The organism is Oceanobacter sp. 5_MG-2023 (assembly GCF_030548165.1).
In the GTDB taxonomy this organism is placed as follows: Bacteria; Pseudomonadota; Gammaproteobacteria; order Pseudomonadales; family Oceanobacteraceae; genus Oceanobacter.
In genome coordinates this window covers 32481-52521 of record NZ_JAUORS010000022.1, presented here as the reverse complement: position 1 = coordinate 52521, position 20041 = coordinate 32481, and the positions used below count along the sequence as shown (strand labels likewise).

Genomic DNA, 20041 nt, shown 5'->3' with positions numbered 1-20041 from the left:
TTTATTCCTTATGCTCCCTGATAATAGCCACCAAAAGAGAAATCAGACCAAATATTAATATTAGAATAAGTAACCATGTCACCAACTTATGAAGCTTATTAGGATATTTCGGCTCATCCGTCACACTAGGATTTTCTACAATAAGCAGATGCTTTAATTTTTGAACAGCCTGACTCCTGACAGAATCCAGACTGACTAGCGCCGAGCGATATAAATCAGATGTCATTTCTACCGACATCGAAAGCTCCTGATACTCAACAGTAAGGCGATTTAAACCATTATTATCTGAATCAGTCACCTTCTTTTTCTCCTCTTCTAACTGACGATTCAAAGCTGAAAGAAGATTTTTCTGTGCCAATACCTCGGTTGTATTATCATGCATAACAGCCTGAAGCTCTTTAAGCTTGGCCTTCTGTTTGATAATCGAGATTTGAAGCTCGTTTATACCAGTTACGATACCCCCACCTTCTTCTTGAGGACTCAACAGTTTATTAGTTTCCTGAAAAACAATCAGCTTTGTCTGCCATTCAGATAGCAGACCATGAGCGCGAACAACCTCTTCTCTGGCATACTCAACTTGTTCTTTGAACATTTTATCGCCAATATTATTGATAAACACTTCACTGAGATCAATTATTTTATCGGCAACCAATTTCGCATATTCCGGATCAAAAGCCTGAACTTCAACCGTTAATATACCCGACACTTCGTCATGGGAGATGAGAATATGTTTCTTATAATACTCATAATATTTCTCCATCGTAGAATCGATTGGCAGTTTACTAAAAAAATCTATATTTTCATTCTGGTAGTGAGCTCTCAAGCCCACTTCTGAATCCAGTTTCAGAGCCAAATTTCTTGAGCTAATATAGGCTTTGACAAGCAGTGCGTCATTGGTACCGGAACCAAATCCAGCAAAAATTGACAGACCACTCACACTGGATTGAGAACCCGATTCTTTAACCACGAATTGAGATTCTGAAATAAACCTTGGAGAAGAAAAGGCCAAGTAATATATCGCAATCAAGGAATACAAAACAAAGAATGCAATAAAAAACATATTCTTTTTAAAGAATACCCCCATCCAATTGCTTTCATTTTCCTTGCTTGCATCTTCTTTGATCACATCTGCCTTAACATTATCCTCACGCACTTTTTCATCATCGGCAGGATCTTTAGAAACATTAAATTCTGGGTGTACAAAACGTTCCCGGATCAGCTTGGCACGCTCATACTGATTTTGTTTATGTGTTCTATTCTGCTTCATAATAGCAATCCACCCACCTCATTATGAAGCATTTCCATAATAACTAATTGCATCATCAATATTTTCAAAATATTTAAGCCCACCATTATGTATAACCAACCCGGCACTACAAAAGTTCTTAAGCTGGCTAATAGAATGATTAACCATAACAATACGAGTTGAAGCAAATCGTTTTTTAAGCAAAGTCGCTGCTTTATTTTTAAATTTCGCATCCCCAACTGCGGTTATTTCATCAATCAGGAGTACATCAAAATCAAAATCTAAAGCTATAGTTATTCCCAACAAGACCCGAGATCGCATACCAGACGAATAACTTTTCATTGGCTCATCAAAGTATGATCCAATTTCAGCAAACTCTTCTACCTTGGCTTCCATTTGACAGGTATTTTTAATACCATGAATACGGGCAACAAAACGAGCGTTTTCTCTACCAGTCATGCTACCTTGAATCCCCCCCTGAAGACCAAGAGGCCATGAAATCCTTAAATCAGAGATAATATTTCCAGAACTTGGATACTCAGACCCACCCAGCATTCTAATAAATGTGGATTTACCTGCGCCATTCCTGCCAAGAACACCAATATTCTTATCCATTGGTATTTGGAAATCAATATTTTTGAAAATATAATGACGTCCAGATTTTGTTGGATACCATTTTGATATATTTTCAAGCCTTATCATGATGAAACCAACTTCGTTCTATAAGAAACAAAAAGAAGCATCCCAATAAAATCAGCAATAATTACAACTTTCACAACAAATTCCAATGAGGAGAATCCAGGATCATATCCATAAAAATAAGATTCTCGAATCAATTCAAGACAATGAAATGCTGGATTCCAGTCAAGTAACCCCCAGTATTGAGTCGGGACCATGGAGGCACTAAAAAACACACCAGAAACAATCATCATTGGTGTCATTATAACGCCTACAACTTTAGACATATCTGGAAAATATTCAAATAAAACACATAAAATAAGAGCAATTCCGACCGCCAGAGCCACCAATAAAAATATTGCCAGCAAAACCCCAGGGAGAGATACGGGTGTAACCTTGTACCCCAAAAACCAGTACATTGAAAACATAAGTGTTACAAAAACAATTGCCATCGTCGCCAACTCGATAAGTAAGCGTGTAATAATTGGATCAATAGGCTCGACTTGCCGGTATGCCATAAGGCCTTTATTGGACAGAACGGCATTACTTAATTGAGAAATAAGTTTGGTGAACAATTTAAAAGGAACCAGGCCTACAAGCATTAAAACCGGAATCTCTACGCCTGACAGACTGGTACGCCCCATTAGAGAAAAGATAGTCGTCAACACAGCCGCCTGCCCTGCCGGCTCAGCAATGGCCCAGAAATAACCCAAACGACTTCCACCGAAACGAGTACGTAATTCCCGGATAAAAAGCGCGTACACCGTATCTCTCATAATCTGCAACGATGATCGTGTTGGTCGGCGTTCAATCACAGATTTTTTCAACCTTTATTGGATCTCTTGGCATCAAGCAGGCTTCAAAGCACAAATTCTTTCAATTTACAAACCATAATCAGTATCCGCTTTGAAAATAATTGTCGCTGAGTATACACAAAAATTTCCTGCCAAAAAGTGTCAAGTAATATCAATTACTACAATTAGGTAGCCTGATTCACAGTATGGAATACAAGAGAAGCTGAGTTTATACAGAACCTCAGTCCGGTGGGGGCTGGGCCATCATCAAACACATGCCCGAGATGTGCATCACAGGTTGCACAAAGCACTTCCGTTCGCACCATACCATGAGATCGGTCGGTACGCTTGTCCACAGCACCGTCCAGCTCCTGATAAAAGCTGGGCCAGCCGCACCCGGCATCGAACTTGGTATCGGACACAAATAACGGCTCACCACAACAAGTGCAGCAGTACACCCCCAGGTCTTCTGTTTTATAGTACTGGCCAGTAAAAGGCCGCTCGGTTCCAGCTTCCCGAGTGACAAAGTAGGTATGAGGATCAAGTAAAGCTCGCCATTCCTCTGCGCTGCGCTCTACTCTGCGGCCGCTTCGCTCTTTTTGGGTGTTATCGGTCTTGCTGGTCATCGCTCATTTCCTCTTACTTGTTACGCCACAGGTGACATCAAACCTTACCTTTCCGGCAGACAATATCATCCTTCCAGATTTCTGGTCGATCCATTGCCATTACCGCAACCATCCCCTCTCAGGGACTTTAAGCTTTACGATCTCGGGAGTATCATTTCTGCCCTGCCGATCAGGCGTTACACGACGACATCGGCTGATTCCCTACTTTTTATTCGGTTGCACTGTAGCTTCTATACACCTACAGAACCCGATTCATACACAGGCCCCCTTTAATGCAGGAAGTTCGCAAGTCCAACAAGCTAGCCAATGTTTTTTACGACCTCAGAGGCCCGGTTCTTCAGGCCGCCAAACGGATGGAAGAAGAAGGTCACCGCATCCTCAAGTTAAATATAGGCAACCCTAAACCGTTTGGTCTCGATGCCCCCGAAGAAATCATCCAGGATGTTATTCATAACCTGCCTGATTCCGAGGGTTACGCCGACTCCAAGGGACTTTTTTCTGCTCGTAAAGCCATCATGCAATACGCCCAGCAGAAAAACATTGCTAACGTTGGTTTGGAAGACATTATCGTTGGTAATGGCGTCAGTGAGCTGATTGTCGCCTCAATGCAAGGCTTGTTGAACAACGGTGATGAAGTGCTGGTTCCCGCTCCGGATTATCCGTTATGGACGGGTGCAGTTGCCCTCGCTGGAGGACGGGCCGTCCATTACATCTGTGACGAGCAATCGGAGTGGTATCCCGATCTCGACGACATACGTGCCAAAATCACAGACCGTACCCGCGCCATGGTGCTGATCAACCCCAACAATCCAACGGGGGCGGTGTACCCGACCGAGTTGCTGCTGGGTATGCTGGAGATCGCCAGAGAGCATGGGCTGATCGTATTTTCAGATGAAATCTACGACAAAATCCTTTTCGATGGCGTCACTCACACGTCAACAGCCTCCCTGGCGGATGACTTGTTGATTATCACGTTTAACGGTTTATCCAAAAACTACCGCCTGGCGGGTTTTCGTTCCGGCTGGATGATTATCAGTGGTGCCAGACACAAAGCCAGAGATTATATCGAAGGCTTGGAAATGCTGGCTTCAATGAGGCTATGCGCCAATGTACCTGCCATGTACGCAATCCAGACTGCGCTGGGAGGTTATCAAAGTATCGACGACCTCGTAGCAAAGGGCGGCCGGATTTGCCAACAACGGGACATTGCCTGGGAAACGCTCAATAATATCCCCGGGGTCAGCTGCGTCAAACCCAAAGGAGCCTTGTATTGCTTTCCCAAAGTAGATAAGGATAGATTCAACATTCTGGATGATGAGCGCATGGTGCTGGACTTGCTGGAACAGCAAAAAATCCTGGTCGTGCATGGCACTGCCTTTAACTGGAAGTCGCCCGATCATTTTCGTGTGGTATTTTTACCAAGACCAGAGGATCTGTCACTGGCAATGAGCCGGATTGATCAATTTTTCCGGGGTTATACCCCTGTCTGAAATCATTATTTGACCCATTGGAATCGGCCATGCTTGACGTTCATATCGACGATTTTTTCAAGGACTGCGCAACCATCCTGCTGATAGGCTTCAAGCATTTCCCCCGGCCCCATACCCTCTTTGTTGAGGATATTTCCGGGCCGGACCAGATGGACGATTTTGGCCTGCACAGCAATCGCCATCTGTCGGCCATGGGCACTTTGAGCTGGTTAAAAGAGGAAGGCTACATACGTTTCAGCGGCCAGGATCGGCAAGAATCCATCGATGACTTTGTCTTGACCAGCAAGGCGCTGATGCGACTGCTGTCCCCATCCCAAAGCACCTCTCCAAGCGCTGACAATACAACAGCAGAAACACCAACACCGGTGATACAGGTATTGGAATTTGCTCGCTTGCAGAATGACACGACCTGGATCAGCCAGATCATTCAGACCAACCTGATCACTCCCTGATCCAGCAATAGCCACCCTGTGGTGTTATTTGGTCCGGACGGCAAACCCGGCTGATGCCAGCAGTTGCTGCAAATCAACACACTTGGCTGGCACGCCAACCTTCATGGTAGGTATATCACGACGTAACGGATAATCCCGGCGCAAGCGATCAAACGTCTGCTTTACATTCTCTGCCCGCGACATGGCCGAGCGCATTTTGCCGTCATCAACCCGTATTTCATAGGATGCACGAATGGCAGTCCGTAACGCCTGGTTTAACGGCACCTGATCAGAAAAATTGACGCGCCGAATACCCGGTTCTGGTAAAAACTGTGCCAGCTTGCGCCGTATTGGCAACCCGAGAAAATCACATACAGCCTGATAGATCATTTCCGTACCACGCATTTTTCCATCCAGAGAATAACCAGCAATATGCGGTGTCGCCAACATGCACCGATGCATCAAGGCAATATCCAGATCGGGCTCTTTTTCCCACACATCCAGAATCGCTTCAAAATCACCATGCCCCCGGAGGTGTGCCAATAGTTCCGTATTGTTAACTACTGCCCCCCGACTACTGTTGATCAGACAGGCATCCGGCTTCATCTGATCCAGCTGTTCAGCCCCAATCAGGTGATAAGTAGGAAATTCGCCATCGCGGACCAACGGCGTATGCAAGCTGACAATGTCCGCCTGCAATACTTCCTCCAGTGACGACAGTGGCCCGACGTCGGCTGCCTCTTTGAATGGATCGGTTGCAACCACGGTGACACCCATTTCCTCAAGTCGTCGGCGCAGGCACAAACCAACATTACCAACACCAATAATGCCCACTGAAAGATCAGCAAAGACGATGCCACGCACATCCACCAGCACACTGATAGCACTCAAGACATAATCCACTACCGCTTGTGCATTACAGCCAGGCGCACTGGCAAAACCGATGTTTTCCTGCTGTAAATAATCAAGATCAACATGATCTGTACCAATGGTGGCGGTACCAACAAATTTGACCGAAGTCCCTGCCAACAAGGCTTCGTTGACCCGTGTCACCGACCGTACCAGCAAAATATCGATATCCAGTAATTGGTCTGATGTCAGGTTGCGGCCATCAAGGCGCCGAATCTCACCAAATTCAGAAAAAAAAGAATCGACAAGAGGGATGTTTTCGTCAGCGGCTATTCGCACAAGGGTATTATCCAATTGAGGTACAGACAAACATTCTGTCAAGCCACACCCGTCATTACAATGGTCACCGGGTCCGACCAAAGAACAAGCTGGCAGTCTCACCGGAGTGTATTGCGAATAACAATCATCCCGGCGCAGCCCATTTCCCCGGTGAATAATCGTTATCGGTAAGAACCCTGACATCAAAAGCAATTACGACTATTGGATTCCTTAACCGAAAGGCTGTAATCGAGTATACTGCCGCCCCTGAATTCCCAATGGAACAACACAATCTGAAGGTTGCCGGCACCCTCACAAGGGGAACCCGGGTGAATCTGAAGATTCATAGAGATGAGGAAAACACCGTGTTAGAAGCTTATCGTGCTCACGTTGCTGAGAGAGCAGAGCAAGGCATCCCACCCAAAGCGCTGGATGCTGAACAGACCGCCGCTCTGGTCGACCTGCTGAAATCGCCACCTGCTGGCGAAGAAGAAACTCTGGTTGATCTGCTGGAAAACCGCATTCCACCCGGTGTTGATGAAGCCGCTTATGTTAAAGCCGGTTTCCTGAGCGCCATTGCCAAAGGTGATGCGACCTCTCCTCTGGTTTCCAAAGAGAAGGCCGTCCAATTACTTGGCATGATGCAAGGCGGTTACAACATCGCCACTCTGGTGGAACTGCTGGACGACGCTGACCTGGCTGAACTGGCCGGAAAAGAGCTGAAATCCACTCTGCTGATGTTTGATGCCTTTAACGACGTCAAAGACAAAATGGACGCTGGCAACGCCGTTGCCAAATCCATTATGGAATCCTGGGCCAACGCCGAATGGTTCACCCAAAAAGATAAAGTCGCCGAAAGCATCAAGATGACCGTATTCAAGGTCACTGGCGAAACCAACACCGATGACCTGTCTCCAGCTCCAGATGCATGGTCCCGCCCTGATATTCCTCTGCATGCGCGCGCAGCCTATAAAATGACTCGCGACGGTTTGACACCTGAAGAACACGGCGTCACCGGCCCAATGAGCCAAATCGAGGAAATCAAGGCCAAAGGCCTGCCAGTTGCTTTTGTTGGTGACGTTGTGGGTACTGGTTCTTCCCGTAAATCCGCCACCAACTCCGTACTGTGGTTCTTTGGTGACGACCTGCCTGGCGTTCCCAACAAACGCGGTGGTGGTGTGTGTATCGGTTCCAAAGTAGCACCTATCTTCTTCAACACCATGGAAGATGCCGGCGCGCTGGTCTTCGAAGCACCTGTTGACAATATGAACATGGGCGACGTGATTGATATCCGTCCATACGAAGGCAAAATCCTGAACGAAGCCGGAGAAGTCATCTCTGAATTCAAATTCAAGTCAGATGTTATTCTGGATGAAGTTCAGGCCGGTGGCCGTATTCCACTGATCATTGGTCGTGGTCTGACTACCAAAGCACGCGAAGCACTGGGTATGGGCGCGACTGACCTGTTCCGTCTGCCAGTTGATCCTGTCGATTCCGGCAAAGGCTTCTCTCTGGCCCAGAAAATGGTTGGTAAAGCCTGTGGTCTGGAAGAAGGCCAGGGTGTACGCCCAGGCACTTACTGCGAACCCAAAATGACTACTGTCGGTTCTCAGGACACTACCGGTCCAATGACCCGTGATGAACTGAAAGATCTGGCTTGTCTTGGTTTCTCTGCCGACCTGGTAATGCAATCCTTCTGTCACACAGCGGCCTATCCAAAACCGATTGACGTTGCCATGCAGCACAGCCTGCCTGACTTCATCATGACCCGTGGTGGCGTTTCACTGCGTCCTGGCGACGGTATCATCCACTCCTGGCTGAACCGTATGTTGCTGCCAGATACCGTTGGTACCGGTGGTGACTCACACACCCGTTTCCCAATGGGTATCTCTTTCCCTGCCGGTTCCGGTCTGGTGGCTTTCGCCGCAGCAACCGGTGTGATGCCTCTGGATATGCCTGAGTCCATCCTGGTTCGTTTCAGCGGCACCATGCAACCAGGCATTACCCTGCGTGATCTGGTACACGCCATTCCGCTGTACGGTATCAAGCAAGGCATCCTGACGGTTGAGAAGAAAGGCAAGATCAACGAATTCTCTGGTCGCGTACTGGAAATCGAAGGTCTGGATCAGCTGACCGTTGAACAGGCATTTGAGCTGTCCGACGCCTCTGCTGAACGCTCCGCTGCAGGTTGTACTGTAACCCTGTCTGAAGAGTCCGTTGCTGAATACCTGAAATCCAACATCGTTATGTTGCGCTGGATGATTTCTGAAGGTTATGGCGATCCACGCACTCTGGAACGTCGTGCCCAAGCCATGGAAGCATGGCTGGCAGATCCAAAACTGATGCGCGCAGACGCAGATGCCGAATACGCTCACATCGTTGAAATCAACCTTGACGAAATCAAAGAGCCTATCGTTTGCTGCCCGAACGATCCGGATGATGCCAAAACATTGTCTGACGTTGCTGGCGTCAAAGTCGACGAAGTATTCGTTGGTTCTTGTATGACCAACATCGGTCACTTCCGTGCCGCTGGTAAACTGCTGTCCCAGCACAAAGGTGGTTTGGCCACTCGCTTCTGGATGTCTCCACCGACCAAGATGGATGAAGCCCAGTTGATGGAAGAAGGCTACTTCAACATCTACGGTACTTCCGGTGTTCGTACTGAAATGCCAGGGTGTTCTCTGTGTATGGGTAACCAGGCACGGGTTCAAGCTGGCACCACCGTACTGTCTACCTCTACCCGTAACTTCCCGAACCGTCTGGGTGATGGCGCCAACGTCTACCTGACCTCAGCGGAACTGGCTTCCGTTGGTGCGATTCTGGGCAAACTGCCAACCACCGAAGAGTACATGGAATACGCCAACAAGCTGAACAGCATGTCGGCTGATATCTACAAGTACCTGAACTTCGACAAGATGGACGAGTACACCAAAAAAGCAGCCACCGCTGTTATCGCTTCTGACAAGTAATCCCGCCAACAGCACCGGCCTTTGCCGGTGCTGTTGACTCGATAAAAATCACAGGCAAATAAAAAACCCCGATACTGACTTCAGCATCGGGGTTTTTTATTGCTTGCCCACTGGCCCCTCAAGGGTAACGGAGCAATCCTGACCGCGCAGGGTTAATCAATATCCCGCACCGCACGAGCGACCGCGGTGTAGTCATACTCCCCTTTCGATACCGCTTCTTCACCGCCACTCTGGAAGTCAACCACCCGGGCCGTATCCGGCGATGAGACATAGGTGGTCGATGACCAGTACTTCACCACATAATTGTCCGTATCGATCCAGATAACCGCATCATTGATTGCAAAGCTCGAACAGTTACGCTCCACCAGCGTTCTGAGTTCATTGATGTTAGGCAAACGCCAGTCGCTATAGTCCCCCAGAACCAGCTCGGAGGCGTAATTCAACGCCAATGACCAGCTGAGGTAACCCTGTTCGTCTTCATCCTCACCAACACAATCGCCGTCCGTCCAGGTCATGTTCAAAGGACACATGGACCACATCAACCCGGCGTCGGCGTCGGTCACTGTGCCATCATCGTTATCCGTCAAATCTCCCAAAGACAGACACTCATTATCAGAATCAGCCACTGCCACTGAAGACAACAGCGCAGCCATAGCAAGACACCCTATATTTAATCGCACAAGCTATTCCTCTCCAACGACCAGACGAATCGATCGATAAATTCCGACCGAGGAACTTTCCATCGACGTCAATGTGACATCACCATCCGAGAAATCAACCACCCAGGCCTTGACGCCGTCATAGTTGATATCCGACGTCCAGTAGCCTTGTTTTGATACATAACGGGTATTAGGGAACAGGTCAGTATCAATCGTTGGCGAGGTTTCACCATGATGAACAATAGTCACCAGCTCATCCACCGTTGGCAAACGCCAATTGGAATAGCCACACAATTCCAGATCGTTTATATAGGCAATATAGTTCTGGGTATTACAATTCATGTCGATATAACACGCACTGGTATCTCCTTCCTCGCCCAAAGTGCCACTCACCAGGCTGTTATCCGTACTGTACCAGGTGAAGCGCTCATCAACACTTTGCGCAACATATTCGTCTTCCAGCTTGGATTCCCACAACAATCCGGTATTGACATCAAAAACACAGCGCCAGTCCTCGACACTTTCTCCAACAGCGTTGCCTTCACTGTCGATTTTCAGAAAATCAAAGCCCGCATCGCCATATCCGGTTTTGACCAGGTCATTATCCGCATCCCGGCCTTCGTCGCCATCCTGCTGAGGGAAATCATCAATCGGGCAAGAAGTACCGGCTTCAGATTCTTCATAGCAGGTCGTCAGACCGGTATCATTACGGTTTCCGGTTGCCCCCACCGTCACCGCGATCGTGGTGGATGCAATGACCTCGTCACTGGCACTGCTTTCATAATCATCCCGGGCGGCGGTGACCCGAAAATAATAGGTCAATAAATCATTGTCCGACTCCAGCAAAAAGCTGGTGGTCGTAATATCCATCTCCAGCGTACCACCCAGATAACTGCTGTAATTGGCGATATCATCCGACGGAATAGTCTCCCGGGCATAATAAACATTATAGGACTCCGCCGAATCCACCTCATCCCAGGTCAGGGTAATGCCGTCTTCATCCGACTCAGCCGCCAGATTATCCGGCGCAGCCAGATCCGGAAATATGGTAATCAGTACCTCGTCGGAAGACACCGCCCCCTGCTCATCGGTGACTTTCAATACCAGAGTCACAATACTGTCTTCGGTGACATCAGGGGCCACAAAAGTGGCCTCCGGATCTGTTTCATCGGATAGCGTAATATCGGTTCCGGTCGACTGAATCCACTCATAAGAGACAATATTACCGTCCTGGTCAGACGCCTCCCCTTCCAGATAAACGGTTTCTCCAACATTGACCTCCTGGTCCTTGCCAGCGTCTACCGTTGGTTCCAGGTTGCCCGTTTCATCATATTCAACCGCGACACTCAGGGTCATGGTATCGGTATCACTGGCACCGTCATCATCCGTCACCGTCAGACTGAAAATCATGTCTTCGGCCACCGTCAAATCCGGCAGCACCACTGACGTATTCGCTGAATTCGGGTTCACTATCTCGGCATCAGTACCACTGAGTTGAGCCCATTCATACAAGACCACAGTGCCGTCTTCATCGATACCCGAGCCAGGCAAGGAAACCGTAGCCCCCTCATAACTGGACTGGTCGCTGCCAGCATTGGCAACAGGCGCAATATTATCGCTGTCACTGTCCTCATCATCAGTGTCATCGTCGTCATCAGTGTCAGTATCGGTTTCCGAACTGTCATCACTATCACTGGTCGATTCCGGGCCGCTCTGTGAACCACAGCCGGCCATAACCCCCACCAGCATCAAGATCAGGATATATTTCACCATGCCGACTCCGGTACTAGCATTCATCATTTCAGCCGCCTGTCTGTCAGAAGGGTCTTCTTGGGTATCACATATAGATTAGAGGCCATCACATATCCCTCACCAGAATCAGGTAGCCATTAAGATACAAGGTATCCCGTACACGACCATTATAAAAATCCACCATCAAGGTTGTTGGCTGGTCACTGCTGTTGTTTCTGGCCGAAGCACTCCAGAAATAGCCACTGGTGATTTCCGGGAAATAATCGGTATCGATCGCCGGACTGACACACTGCCACTCCACCAGACTTTGCAACTCATTGATATTGGGGAGCCGCCAACTGTCATAACCCGCCAGAACCGCCTCATCGGCATAAAGGTAAGCTTCCGTCAGTGTCAAACCGGTGGCTGTACCGGAGCACTCGCCGTCATCCCAGGTCTGGCCATAAAGACAGCTAAACCACAACAAACCGTAAGTAGCGTCGTAAACCGAGCCATCCTGCTGTATTTCAAAACGATCGTCACTGATGCTAGCCGCTACGGTATCAAGACATTGTTGTTCAGCAGTCACCAGAGCGCTGAACAGGGTTCCCGAGCCAAGGCACAACGACAGCGACAACCGCTTCAGCCAATATTTATTCATCTGAAGTACCATCACTCACCATAATCACACGGGCACTGGCCTGCTTGTCGTAAGAGGTGTCAGCCTTACCGTACAAATTGACCATCCAGGCCTGATCCGGGGAATCAGCGCGTGTGGTGGCAGTCCAATAGTAATAATCCAGAGCCAGCTTGCAGCCGCCACCATCATCCAGGCAAGCACCGGCAATATCGGCAACCGAGCGTAATTCTGCGACCACTGGCAAACGCCAGTCACTTGCACCACAGAGAGTCTGAAGATTCAGAGCAGCCGCATAGGCACTGGTATTGCACACACCGGAAACACATTCAGGGCCGTCTTCCAGCCCGGCATAACCGCCATTCAATGTGTCATCGTCCTGATACCAGCTGAACTGATGGACCGGATCACGCAAATTCGTGGTCGAACTTTTCAGCTCTATGGTCATGCCAGTGACATTGTCACGAATACATTCCGCCAGCTCACTGCCCGGAGACAGCTCACTGCCATCCTCATCCAGCAAAGTCCAGTCAAACCCTCCCAGACCAGTACCGGTTTTGGTCAGGCTACCGGCTTCTTCCTCTGCAGTGCGGCCATATTCGGCATCCTGCCCTGGCCGGTCATCAACCGGACAGCTGGCCCACTCCCCTTCGGTGTCCACACATTCAGTGACACTGGTATCATTCAATTCATCCGTGGCCGAAAAATCCTTGCCAATAACTCGCGCCACCTCCGCCGTGGGCTGGCTTTCTACTGCCAGCGTGTCACTGACATAGGAAGCCGTCAGCAAAAAATAGTATTGCTCACCGTTCGAGAGGTCCATCTGATAGCTGGTATCCGTGATATCCGTCTCGACCCCGGCACCGTCCAGCTCATCATAGTCATCCAGATCACTGAGATTCTGAAAAGTCTCCTGAGCGTAATACAGGGAGTAGCTTATCTCGCCATCGGCATCATCCGACAAACTGATGGCATCCCAGCCAAACACAATGCCAGCAGAGTCCACGGGAGAACGCACCAGAAAATTATCGGGGGACTCAATCCCCTCAGCCACGGTCACGGTTACGGTTACACTGGAGCTGCCTCCTTCGTTGTCCGTTACCGTGATGCGGAACTCCAGCTCATAACCGCTCAGCCCTGCAGGGGCATCAAATTCAAGCGTATCGGTGGTTTCTCCTTCCAGCTCGACATCGTCACCCGAGACTTGCTCCCAGAGATAGGACTCAATAGTGCCATCGGAGTCACTGGCCACCACAGTCAGGGTTACACTTTCGCCACCCGCTACCGAGAGCTCAGACGTTACCGTAACAGAAGGGGCAATATTTGTGTCGTCACTGGAAGAAGCGCAACCGGAAAGAATATATAAGCAGCCAGACAGGCAAAGGGCACGCAATAACAAAGTTCACACCTGAAGTGTCGATGAATAATCAAATTATAGCGACAATAAAGCAGAATTCGACCAGACAAGCGATAGCCGACATAAATATACTGCCAGCCATCACCAGCCGATACGTCGTCGTGTCAGCATGACATACAAAAACGGGAGCCTGCATTCACAAGCAGGCTCCCGTTCTTCATCACAAAGCAGCAATCACAAACACAGCAACCAGGCTGGCTTATTCCGCCGCAGGCTCTGCCTTGGGCTTGTCACGCAGGCGGATGTGCAAATCGCGCAGCTGAGTATTACTCACTTCACCCGGTGCCTTGGTCATCACACAGGCCGCTGACTGGGTTTTCGGAAAGGCAATGACTTCACGAATCGAGCTGGCACCGGTCATCAGCATGATCAAACGATCCAGACCAAAGGCCAAACCACCGTGCGGCGGGCAACCAAATTTCAGTGCATCCAGCAGGAAGCCAAATTTTTCCTGCTGCTCTTCTTCGCTGATTCCCAGGGCACGGAACACCGCTTCCTGCATGGCTTGATCATGGATACGAATCGACCCACCACCCAGCTCACAGCCGTTCAGCACCATATCGTAGGCACGGGACAGAGCTTCCAGAGGCTTGGCTTCCAGTTCTTCAGCGGAACAGCTTGGGGCGGTAAACGGGTGGTGCAGAGCTGAAATCGAACCGTCGTCATTAGCTTCAAACATCGGGAAATCGACCACCCACAATGCCGCCCACTCGCTGGTGTACATGTTCAGGTCTTCACCCAATTTGCAGCGCAGCGCACCCAGTGCTTCGTTAACCACCTTGGTTTTATCGGCACCGAAGAAAACGATATCGCCATTTTGCGCTTCGATTTTCTCCATGATTTTCATCGTATTATCATTACCGATAAACTTGATGATCGGAGACTGCAGGCCTTCAACGCCTTTCTCGATATCGTTGACCTTGATCCACGCCAGACCCTTGGCACCGTAGATGCTGACAAACTTGGTGTATTCGTCAATCTGCTTACGGCTCAGCTCGGCACCACCAGTAACTTTTAACGCGGCAACACGGCCATGTGGATCTTTCGCCGGAGCGGCAAAGACCTTGAATTCGATGTCTTGCAGGAATTCTGCAACATCGACAATCTCCATCGGAATACGCATATCCGGCTTGTCGGAACCGTACTTGTTCATTGCTTCAGCGTACGGCATGCGAGGGAAATCACCCAGGTCAACGCCCAGCTCCTGCTGGAAGATGCCTTTGATCATATCCTGGGTCAGATCCATGATGGTGTCTTCGTTGATAAACGAGGCTTCGATATCAATCTGGGTAAATTCAGGCTGACGGTCAGCGCGCAAGTCTTCATCACGGAAACACTTGGCGATCTGATAATAACGGTCGAAGCCAGATACCATCAGCAGCTGCTTGAACAGCTGTGGCGACTGCGGCAAGGCAAAGAAAGAGCCTTCATGAGTCCGGCTCGGCACCAGGTAATCACGAGCGCCTTCAGGAGTGGCGCGAGTCAGAATCGGGGTTTCGATATCCAGGAAGCCGGTATCATCGAGGTAACGGCGCACTGCCGATGTCACCTTGGAACGGAAACGCAGCTTGTCTTGCATTTCCGGGCGGCGCATATCCATATAACGGTATTTCAGGCGGATATCTTCGCCCACATCGGTGTAACCATCCAGAGGAAATGGCGGCGTCAGGGCCTTATTCAGTACCACAACCTCTTTACCCAGTACCTCAATCATGCCCGTTTTCATATTGGCATTGGTGGTACCTTCCGGACGACCACGAACGCGACCGGTGATTTGCAAAACATATTCAGAACGCACGCTATCAGCGGTATTAAAAGCGTCAACGGTATCCGGGTCAAAAACCACCTGAACCAGACCTTCACGGTCGCGAACATCCAGGAAGATAACGCCACCATGGTCACGGCGACGGTGAACCCAGCCACAGAAAGTAACGGTTTGATCGATCAAGGTTTCGTTGATATCACCACAATAGTGAGTGCGCATCGTATGGTCCTGCTAACGTGTGAGTGTCACGGCGCTGACATATCGAATCAACGACGTACAAATTTTAAAAGGCAGGCATTATAACGGAATTCAGCCCTATCGACACTCCTACCCGAGTAACCGGTGCAAAATACTCCGGCTCCGGGGCAGACAACTTCAAGCAGGAATCTTGCGGAGAAATTGATATGACAACCCACAGCAACACGCAGACACCGACATCGCCAGCGCGACAGAATCCACAGGAACGTATGAGTACCGACCAGACATTAACCCCGGAACCATCAGCCCCACTGTCAGTACAGAGCCTGCCGGACTTGCTGCAGCAAGTCCGGCAATGCCAGCTCTGTGCCGCACATCTGCCCTGCCCACCACGACCGATAATTCAAATCAGCGCCAGCGCCCGCCTGCTGATCATCGGCCAGGCACCGGGCAGCAAGGTGCAAGTCAGCGGTATTCCCTGGGATGATGCCAGCGGCAAACGCTTACGTGAATGGTTACAGCTGACGCCGGAGCAATTTTATAACGAGGAGGAGATTGCCATCGTGCCGATGGGCTTGTGCTACCCCGGCAAAGGCAAAAGTGGTGACTTACCGCCCAGAGCGGAGTGCGCACCCCGCTGGCATGCAGATCTGCTGGCACGCATGCCCGAACTGCAACTGATATTATTGATTGGCCAATACGCCCAGAACTACTACTTGCCGAAAGCTTTTCTGCGCCAATACAAAACCCTGACAGAGCGAGTCAAGCATTGTCAGGATGTGCCCGAGCCATTTTTTGTGCTGCCCCACCCATCACCCAGAAACCGACACTGGCTCAGCAAGAACCCCTGGTTCGAAGCCCAGACGATCCCGACATTAAGGCGGCAGCTGGACACCTTACTTTTCTGACAGAATCCACCTCGGCTGTGCCCAATCACTCTGCTGTCTGCACACTCATTCCACACTGGAAATACTTGACACCACAACACGGCAGCACTACATTACACTTTGGTTATATATAGATATACTCATACCCATATCAAAACCAGTAACCCATTGTAGCCATAGCCATCAGCCATCAGCCATCCAGCAAAATCTGGACAACACACAACCAGAACAGGCTTCCAAAAGTGTTACACAATGTCTCTCAGCGCTCAGCAAAAAACATTCATACACATTGGAAAACCCTGATCTTTTCAACCAGAGATACGGTGGCAATCAATGTTGGGTTACCCGTTACACTAAATCAGTGTAACGCCTACCATCATAGGGCTAGCGAACCTGCTGATAATACTGACAGCCGCTCACCAGCCATCCCGGCGGAGAGAATGCCAAGTGTAAAAGACCTCACGCGCTGCTACTCATCACTGATAAGTAAAGGGCGAAGCATATAAACATGGAACTCCCCATAGCCGACTGATCGGTAAACACCTGTCAATCTCAATTTGTCAGCTCTTTATTCCCTTTATTTTTCAATACCGTCAAAATCCCGGATTAATCACCTATAGAGAAATCTTCACGCCCTATGGTCAAGTGAGGATTGTAGTATCTATCAAAGTACCCGTCTGTTTCCCAGGTTGTTCTCATATAATCAATTTCTTTTCTAAAACGTTCAAGTTTTTCTGGATTATCTTCTTCACCACGGCTAATAGACTCGTAGTGATACAACTCAGCATACGGTGTCCAAAGGTTTCGGTAACCAGCTTTGTTCACTTTCAAACAAAAGTCCACATCATTAAAAGCAACGGTCAGATCTTTTTCATTGAGACCATTCACTTCATCAAACACACTCTTGCGAATAAGCAAACAGGCAGCAGTAACCGCAGTCAAATTTTGCACTGATTGCAAACGGCGGAAATAACCTGCGTGATTTCTAGGGAAGTGTTTATGGGAGTGCCCTGCTACCCCTCCCAAGCCTATAATGACACCGGCATGCTGAATCGTGTCATTATGATAATACAACATGGCACCCACACAACCGATGTCTTCCCGCTGAGCATGAGAAACCATTTCCGTTAACCAATCTGGCGTAATAACCTCTACGTCATTGTTAATAAGCCCTATGATACTGCCTTTTGCTTTTTTGGCTGCAAAGTTATTGATCGCCGAGTAGTTAAAAGGATAAGGGTATTTCAGCAGAGTCACTTTTGGATGCTGACCAACTTCATCAAAATAAGCCAGAGCCTCTGGATCGTTTGAGTTATTGTCTACCAATAAAATTTCGAAGTTTTTATAAGTACTTTTTTCCAGAATTGAATCAATGGCTTGCTGAGTAATATCTCGACCATTGTGGGTCGGTATAATCAATGAGACCAAAGGTTCCTTGCCATTTTCATCTACTGACGGCCAGCTTATCTTATAAAGGTTGGCATACTTACCTTTTTCAACCTTCACATTTTTACCTAATGCGGCAAAGTGATCCTCCAGTGCTTTTATTCCTGCATCGGTAGTGTAGGGCTTTTCATCAGAGCCCATAGCCGTAGAGCCTTCCAGTATACGCCAGTGATAAAGGACTCGTGGAATATGTACAATATTCTTTTGGTCAATCTCTCGAGAATACCGCAATAACAAATCGTAATCCTGGCTACCTTCATAGCCAACTCGAAAACCACCGATCCGCTTAATTATATCCGTTTGATATACACCCAGGTGAGACACGTAGTTTTGACCATAGAGTAAATCCGGATTCCAATCGGATTTAAAATGAGGGTCAATACGATTACCAGCTTCATCAACCTTGTCTTCATCACTGTAGACAAAAGATACATTCTCATTATCATTCAAAGCTTTTACGACATAAAATAACGCATGCTGTTGTAGTAAATCATCGTGATCCAAAAGAGCTGTCCATTCGCCAGTTGCTACTTCAAGAGCACTATTACTGGCTGCAGATATATGACCATTTTTTTCGCGAAATACTACCTTGATACGAGAATCTATTGTTTGATAGCTTTCCAGTACTTCTCGTACATGTGGCTTGGTAGATTGATCATCTGCCAAACACAGCTCCCAGTTCTCATAAGACTGAGCCATAACAGACTCAATACAGGCCGCCAAAAACTCTCTATCCGGATTATATACAGGCACTACAATTGAAATGAGCGGCTGGATAGCAAAAGATCGCTGTTCTTTAACAATATATTGAAAAGGCTCTGACTCATGTTTGTTTATCCATTCATCATATGGACTTGCGGCCTTTTTAGAAACACTGACAGAGTCTGAGTAGAATCGTCCTTCCTTACGCCCGTAAAGATGATAATGGCGCAGCAGTGTTTGACCAAAACTTTCCAAATCCGGATTCAATCTAAGGTAAGCACTAGGGGAAAAAAAGGCATTGGGCGCCCTTCCTTCTTTTTCTCCATAACATATATAGTGATACAAAGGGTTAACACCACTATTTTTAACATCAGCATTACTAGCCAAATAATATGTTGTTGAAAAGTATTGGGATGGATTATAGTATTTACTTGCCCCTTCCATCAGGTAATGAAGAACAGCATCTTCATAAGGGGCGCAATCACCATAAGCTGAAATATAATAATCTTCCTCAAGCAAACCTGATTCTTTTATAACATTATAATAAGCAGTTATTTCATTAGGCAACGTGGATATCCTTATAACATCACTTGATTCGACAACTTTTTCCTGGTCTGGCACTTCTGCAGCACCACCAGATTCGACAACTTTTTCCTGATCTGGCACTTCTGCAGCACTACTGGATTCGACAACTTTTGCCTGATCTGGCACTTCTTCAGCACTACTGTATTCGACAACTTTTTCCTGATCTGGCACTTCTTCAGCACCACCAGATTCGACAACTTTTGCCTGATCTGGCACTTCTACATCGCCACCAGATTCAACTACTTTTTCCTGACCAGGCACTTCTGCAGCATCACTGCATTCGACTACTTTTTTTTGGCTAATATTAGATTCCATTCCTAATATTCTTTTAAGCGTGACTCTTATACCCAATCCCATTGAAATTTCTCTTTTTGAGGGTCCAAAATTTTGCAATCAATTGTAATGTTTTGTTTATACTTCAGTCAACTATCCGATCTGTAGCAGTCAAATAATGGTTCAAATAATGACACTTACAATGAAAGGACACTTACAATGAAAGTTGAGTAATAGACTGTCAGCGCTCAGATACTTACCTAGATCGTAAAAACCGTCCCGACACTAGTTTGGCATACCTAACACATATCTTCCCTGTTAAACACCCAGAAAAAATAAA

General features: G+C 48.1%; 15 protein-coding genes. 4 read left to right on the top strand and 11 right to left on the bottom strand.

Going from position 1 to position 20041, the window contains the following annotated elements; translation table 11 throughout:
* Nucleotide 1 precedes the first annotated feature (1 nt).
* From Q4551_RS13660 to msrB, 4 genes are all read right to left on the bottom strand, one after another.
* The gene (locus Q4551_RS13660; protein WP_303434423.1) at nt 2–1267 is read right to left on the bottom strand and encodes a lipopolysaccharide biosynthesis protein; all 1266 of its coding nucleotides are present in this window, start codon (nt 1265–1267) and stop codon (nt 2–4) included.
* 21 nt (nt 1268–1288) lie between these two features.
* On the bottom strand, nt 1289–1948 hold the full coding sequence (locus tag Q4551_RS13655; protein WP_303434422.1) for an ABC transporter ATP-binding protein: 660 nt from the start codon (nt 1946–1948) through the stop codon (nt 1289–1291).
* The gene (locus Q4551_RS13650) at nt 1945–2751 is read right to left on the bottom strand and encodes an ABC transporter permease (RefSeq protein ID WP_303434421.1); all 807 of its coding nucleotides are present in this window, start codon (nt 2749–2751) and stop codon (nt 1945–1947) included. The genes Q4551_RS13655 and Q4551_RS13650 overlap by 4 nt, the downstream gene beginning before the upstream one ends.
* A 152-nt stretch (nt 2752–2903) precedes the next feature.
* A complete protein-coding gene (gene msrB, locus Q4551_RS13645; RefSeq protein WP_303434420.1) occupies nt 2904–3344 on the bottom strand; it encodes a peptide-methionine (R)-S-oxide reductase MsrB in 441 nt (146 codons plus the stop codon).
* Between the two features lie 272 nt (nt 3345–3616).
* On the opposite strand from msrB, the gene Q4551_RS13640 reads away from it, so the two are divergent.
* Together Q4551_RS13640 and Q4551_RS13635 are read left to right on the top strand one after the other, a co-directional pair.
* The gene (locus Q4551_RS13640) at nt 3617–4834 is read left to right on the top strand and encodes a pyridoxal phosphate-dependent aminotransferase (RefSeq protein ID WP_303434419.1); all 1218 of its coding nucleotides are present in this window, start codon (nt 3617–3619) and stop codon (nt 4832–4834) included.
* 29 nt (nt 4835–4863) lie between these two features.
* Nucleotides 4864–5286, top strand: a complete 423-nt coding sequence (locus Q4551_RS13635; RefSeq protein ID WP_303434418.1) for a hypothetical protein — start codon at nt 4864–4866, stop codon at nt 5284–5286.
* Between the two features lie 24 nt (nt 5287–5310).
* Here the strand turns inward: Q4551_RS13635 and pdxB are convergent, their stop codons facing one another.
* On the bottom strand, nt 5311–6453 hold the full coding sequence (gene pdxB / locus Q4551_RS13630) for a 4-phosphoerythronate dehydrogenase PdxB (protein ID WP_303434417.1): 1143 nt from the start codon (nt 6451–6453) through the stop codon (nt 5311–5313).
* 344 nt (nt 6454–6797) lie between these two features.
* Here pdxB and acnB point away from each other — a divergent pair, with 344 nt between their 5' ends.
* A complete protein-coding gene (gene acnB, locus Q4551_RS13625) occupies nt 6798–9401 on the top strand; it encodes a bifunctional aconitate hydratase 2/2-methylisocitrate dehydratase (protein WP_303434416.1) in 2604 nt (867 codons plus the stop codon).
* Nucleotides 9402–9553: 152 nt separating this feature from the next.
* On the opposite strand, the gene Q4551_RS13620 is transcribed toward acnB, so the two are convergent.
* From Q4551_RS13620 to aspS, 5 genes are all read right to left on the bottom strand, one after another.
* Nucleotides 9554–10054: a DUF1566 domain-containing protein gene (locus Q4551_RS13620; RefSeq protein WP_303434415.1), complete on the bottom strand. Its 501-nt coding sequence runs from the start codon at nt 10052–10054 to the stop codon at nt 9554–9556.
* Between the two features lie 30 nt (nt 10055–10084).
* On the bottom strand, nt 10085–11860 hold the full coding sequence (locus Q4551_RS13615; RefSeq protein WP_303434414.1) for a DUF1566 domain-containing protein: 1776 nt from the start codon (nt 11858–11860) through the stop codon (nt 10085–10087).
* A 58-nt stretch (nt 11861–11918) separates the two neighbouring features.
* A complete protein-coding gene (locus Q4551_RS13610) occupies nt 11919–12452 on the bottom strand; it encodes a DUF1566 domain-containing protein (RefSeq protein ID WP_303434413.1) in 534 nt (177 codons plus the stop codon).
* Nucleotides 12445–13827: a DUF1566 domain-containing protein gene (locus Q4551_RS13605; protein WP_303434412.1), complete on the bottom strand. Its 1383-nt coding sequence runs from the start codon at nt 13825–13827 to the stop codon at nt 12445–12447. The genes Q4551_RS13610 and Q4551_RS13605 overlap by 8 nt, the downstream gene beginning before the upstream one ends.
* A gap of 217 nt (nt 13828–14044) precedes the next feature.
* Nucleotides 14045–15829 carry an aspartate--tRNA ligase gene (gene aspS / locus Q4551_RS13600; RefSeq protein WP_303434411.1) on the bottom strand — a complete coding sequence of 595 codons (1785 nt, stop codon included), beginning with the start codon at nt 15827–15829 and terminating at the stop codon, nt 14045–14047.
* Between the two features lie 185 nt (nt 15830–16014).
* Between aspS and Q4551_RS13595 the strand changes: the two genes are divergently transcribed.
* Nucleotides 16015–16716: a uracil-DNA glycosylase family protein gene (locus Q4551_RS13595; RefSeq protein WP_303434410.1), complete on the top strand. Its 702-nt coding sequence runs from the start codon at nt 16015–16017 to the stop codon at nt 16714–16716.
* A gap of 585 nt (nt 16717–17301) precedes the next feature.
* On the opposite strand, the gene Q4551_RS13590 is transcribed toward Q4551_RS13595, so the two are convergent.
* The gene (locus Q4551_RS13590) at nt 17302–19743 is read right to left on the bottom strand and encodes a glycosyltransferase family 2 protein (RefSeq protein WP_303434409.1); all 2442 of its coding nucleotides are present in this window, start codon (nt 19741–19743) and stop codon (nt 17302–17304) included.
* Nucleotides 19744–20041 lie beyond the last annotated feature (298 nt).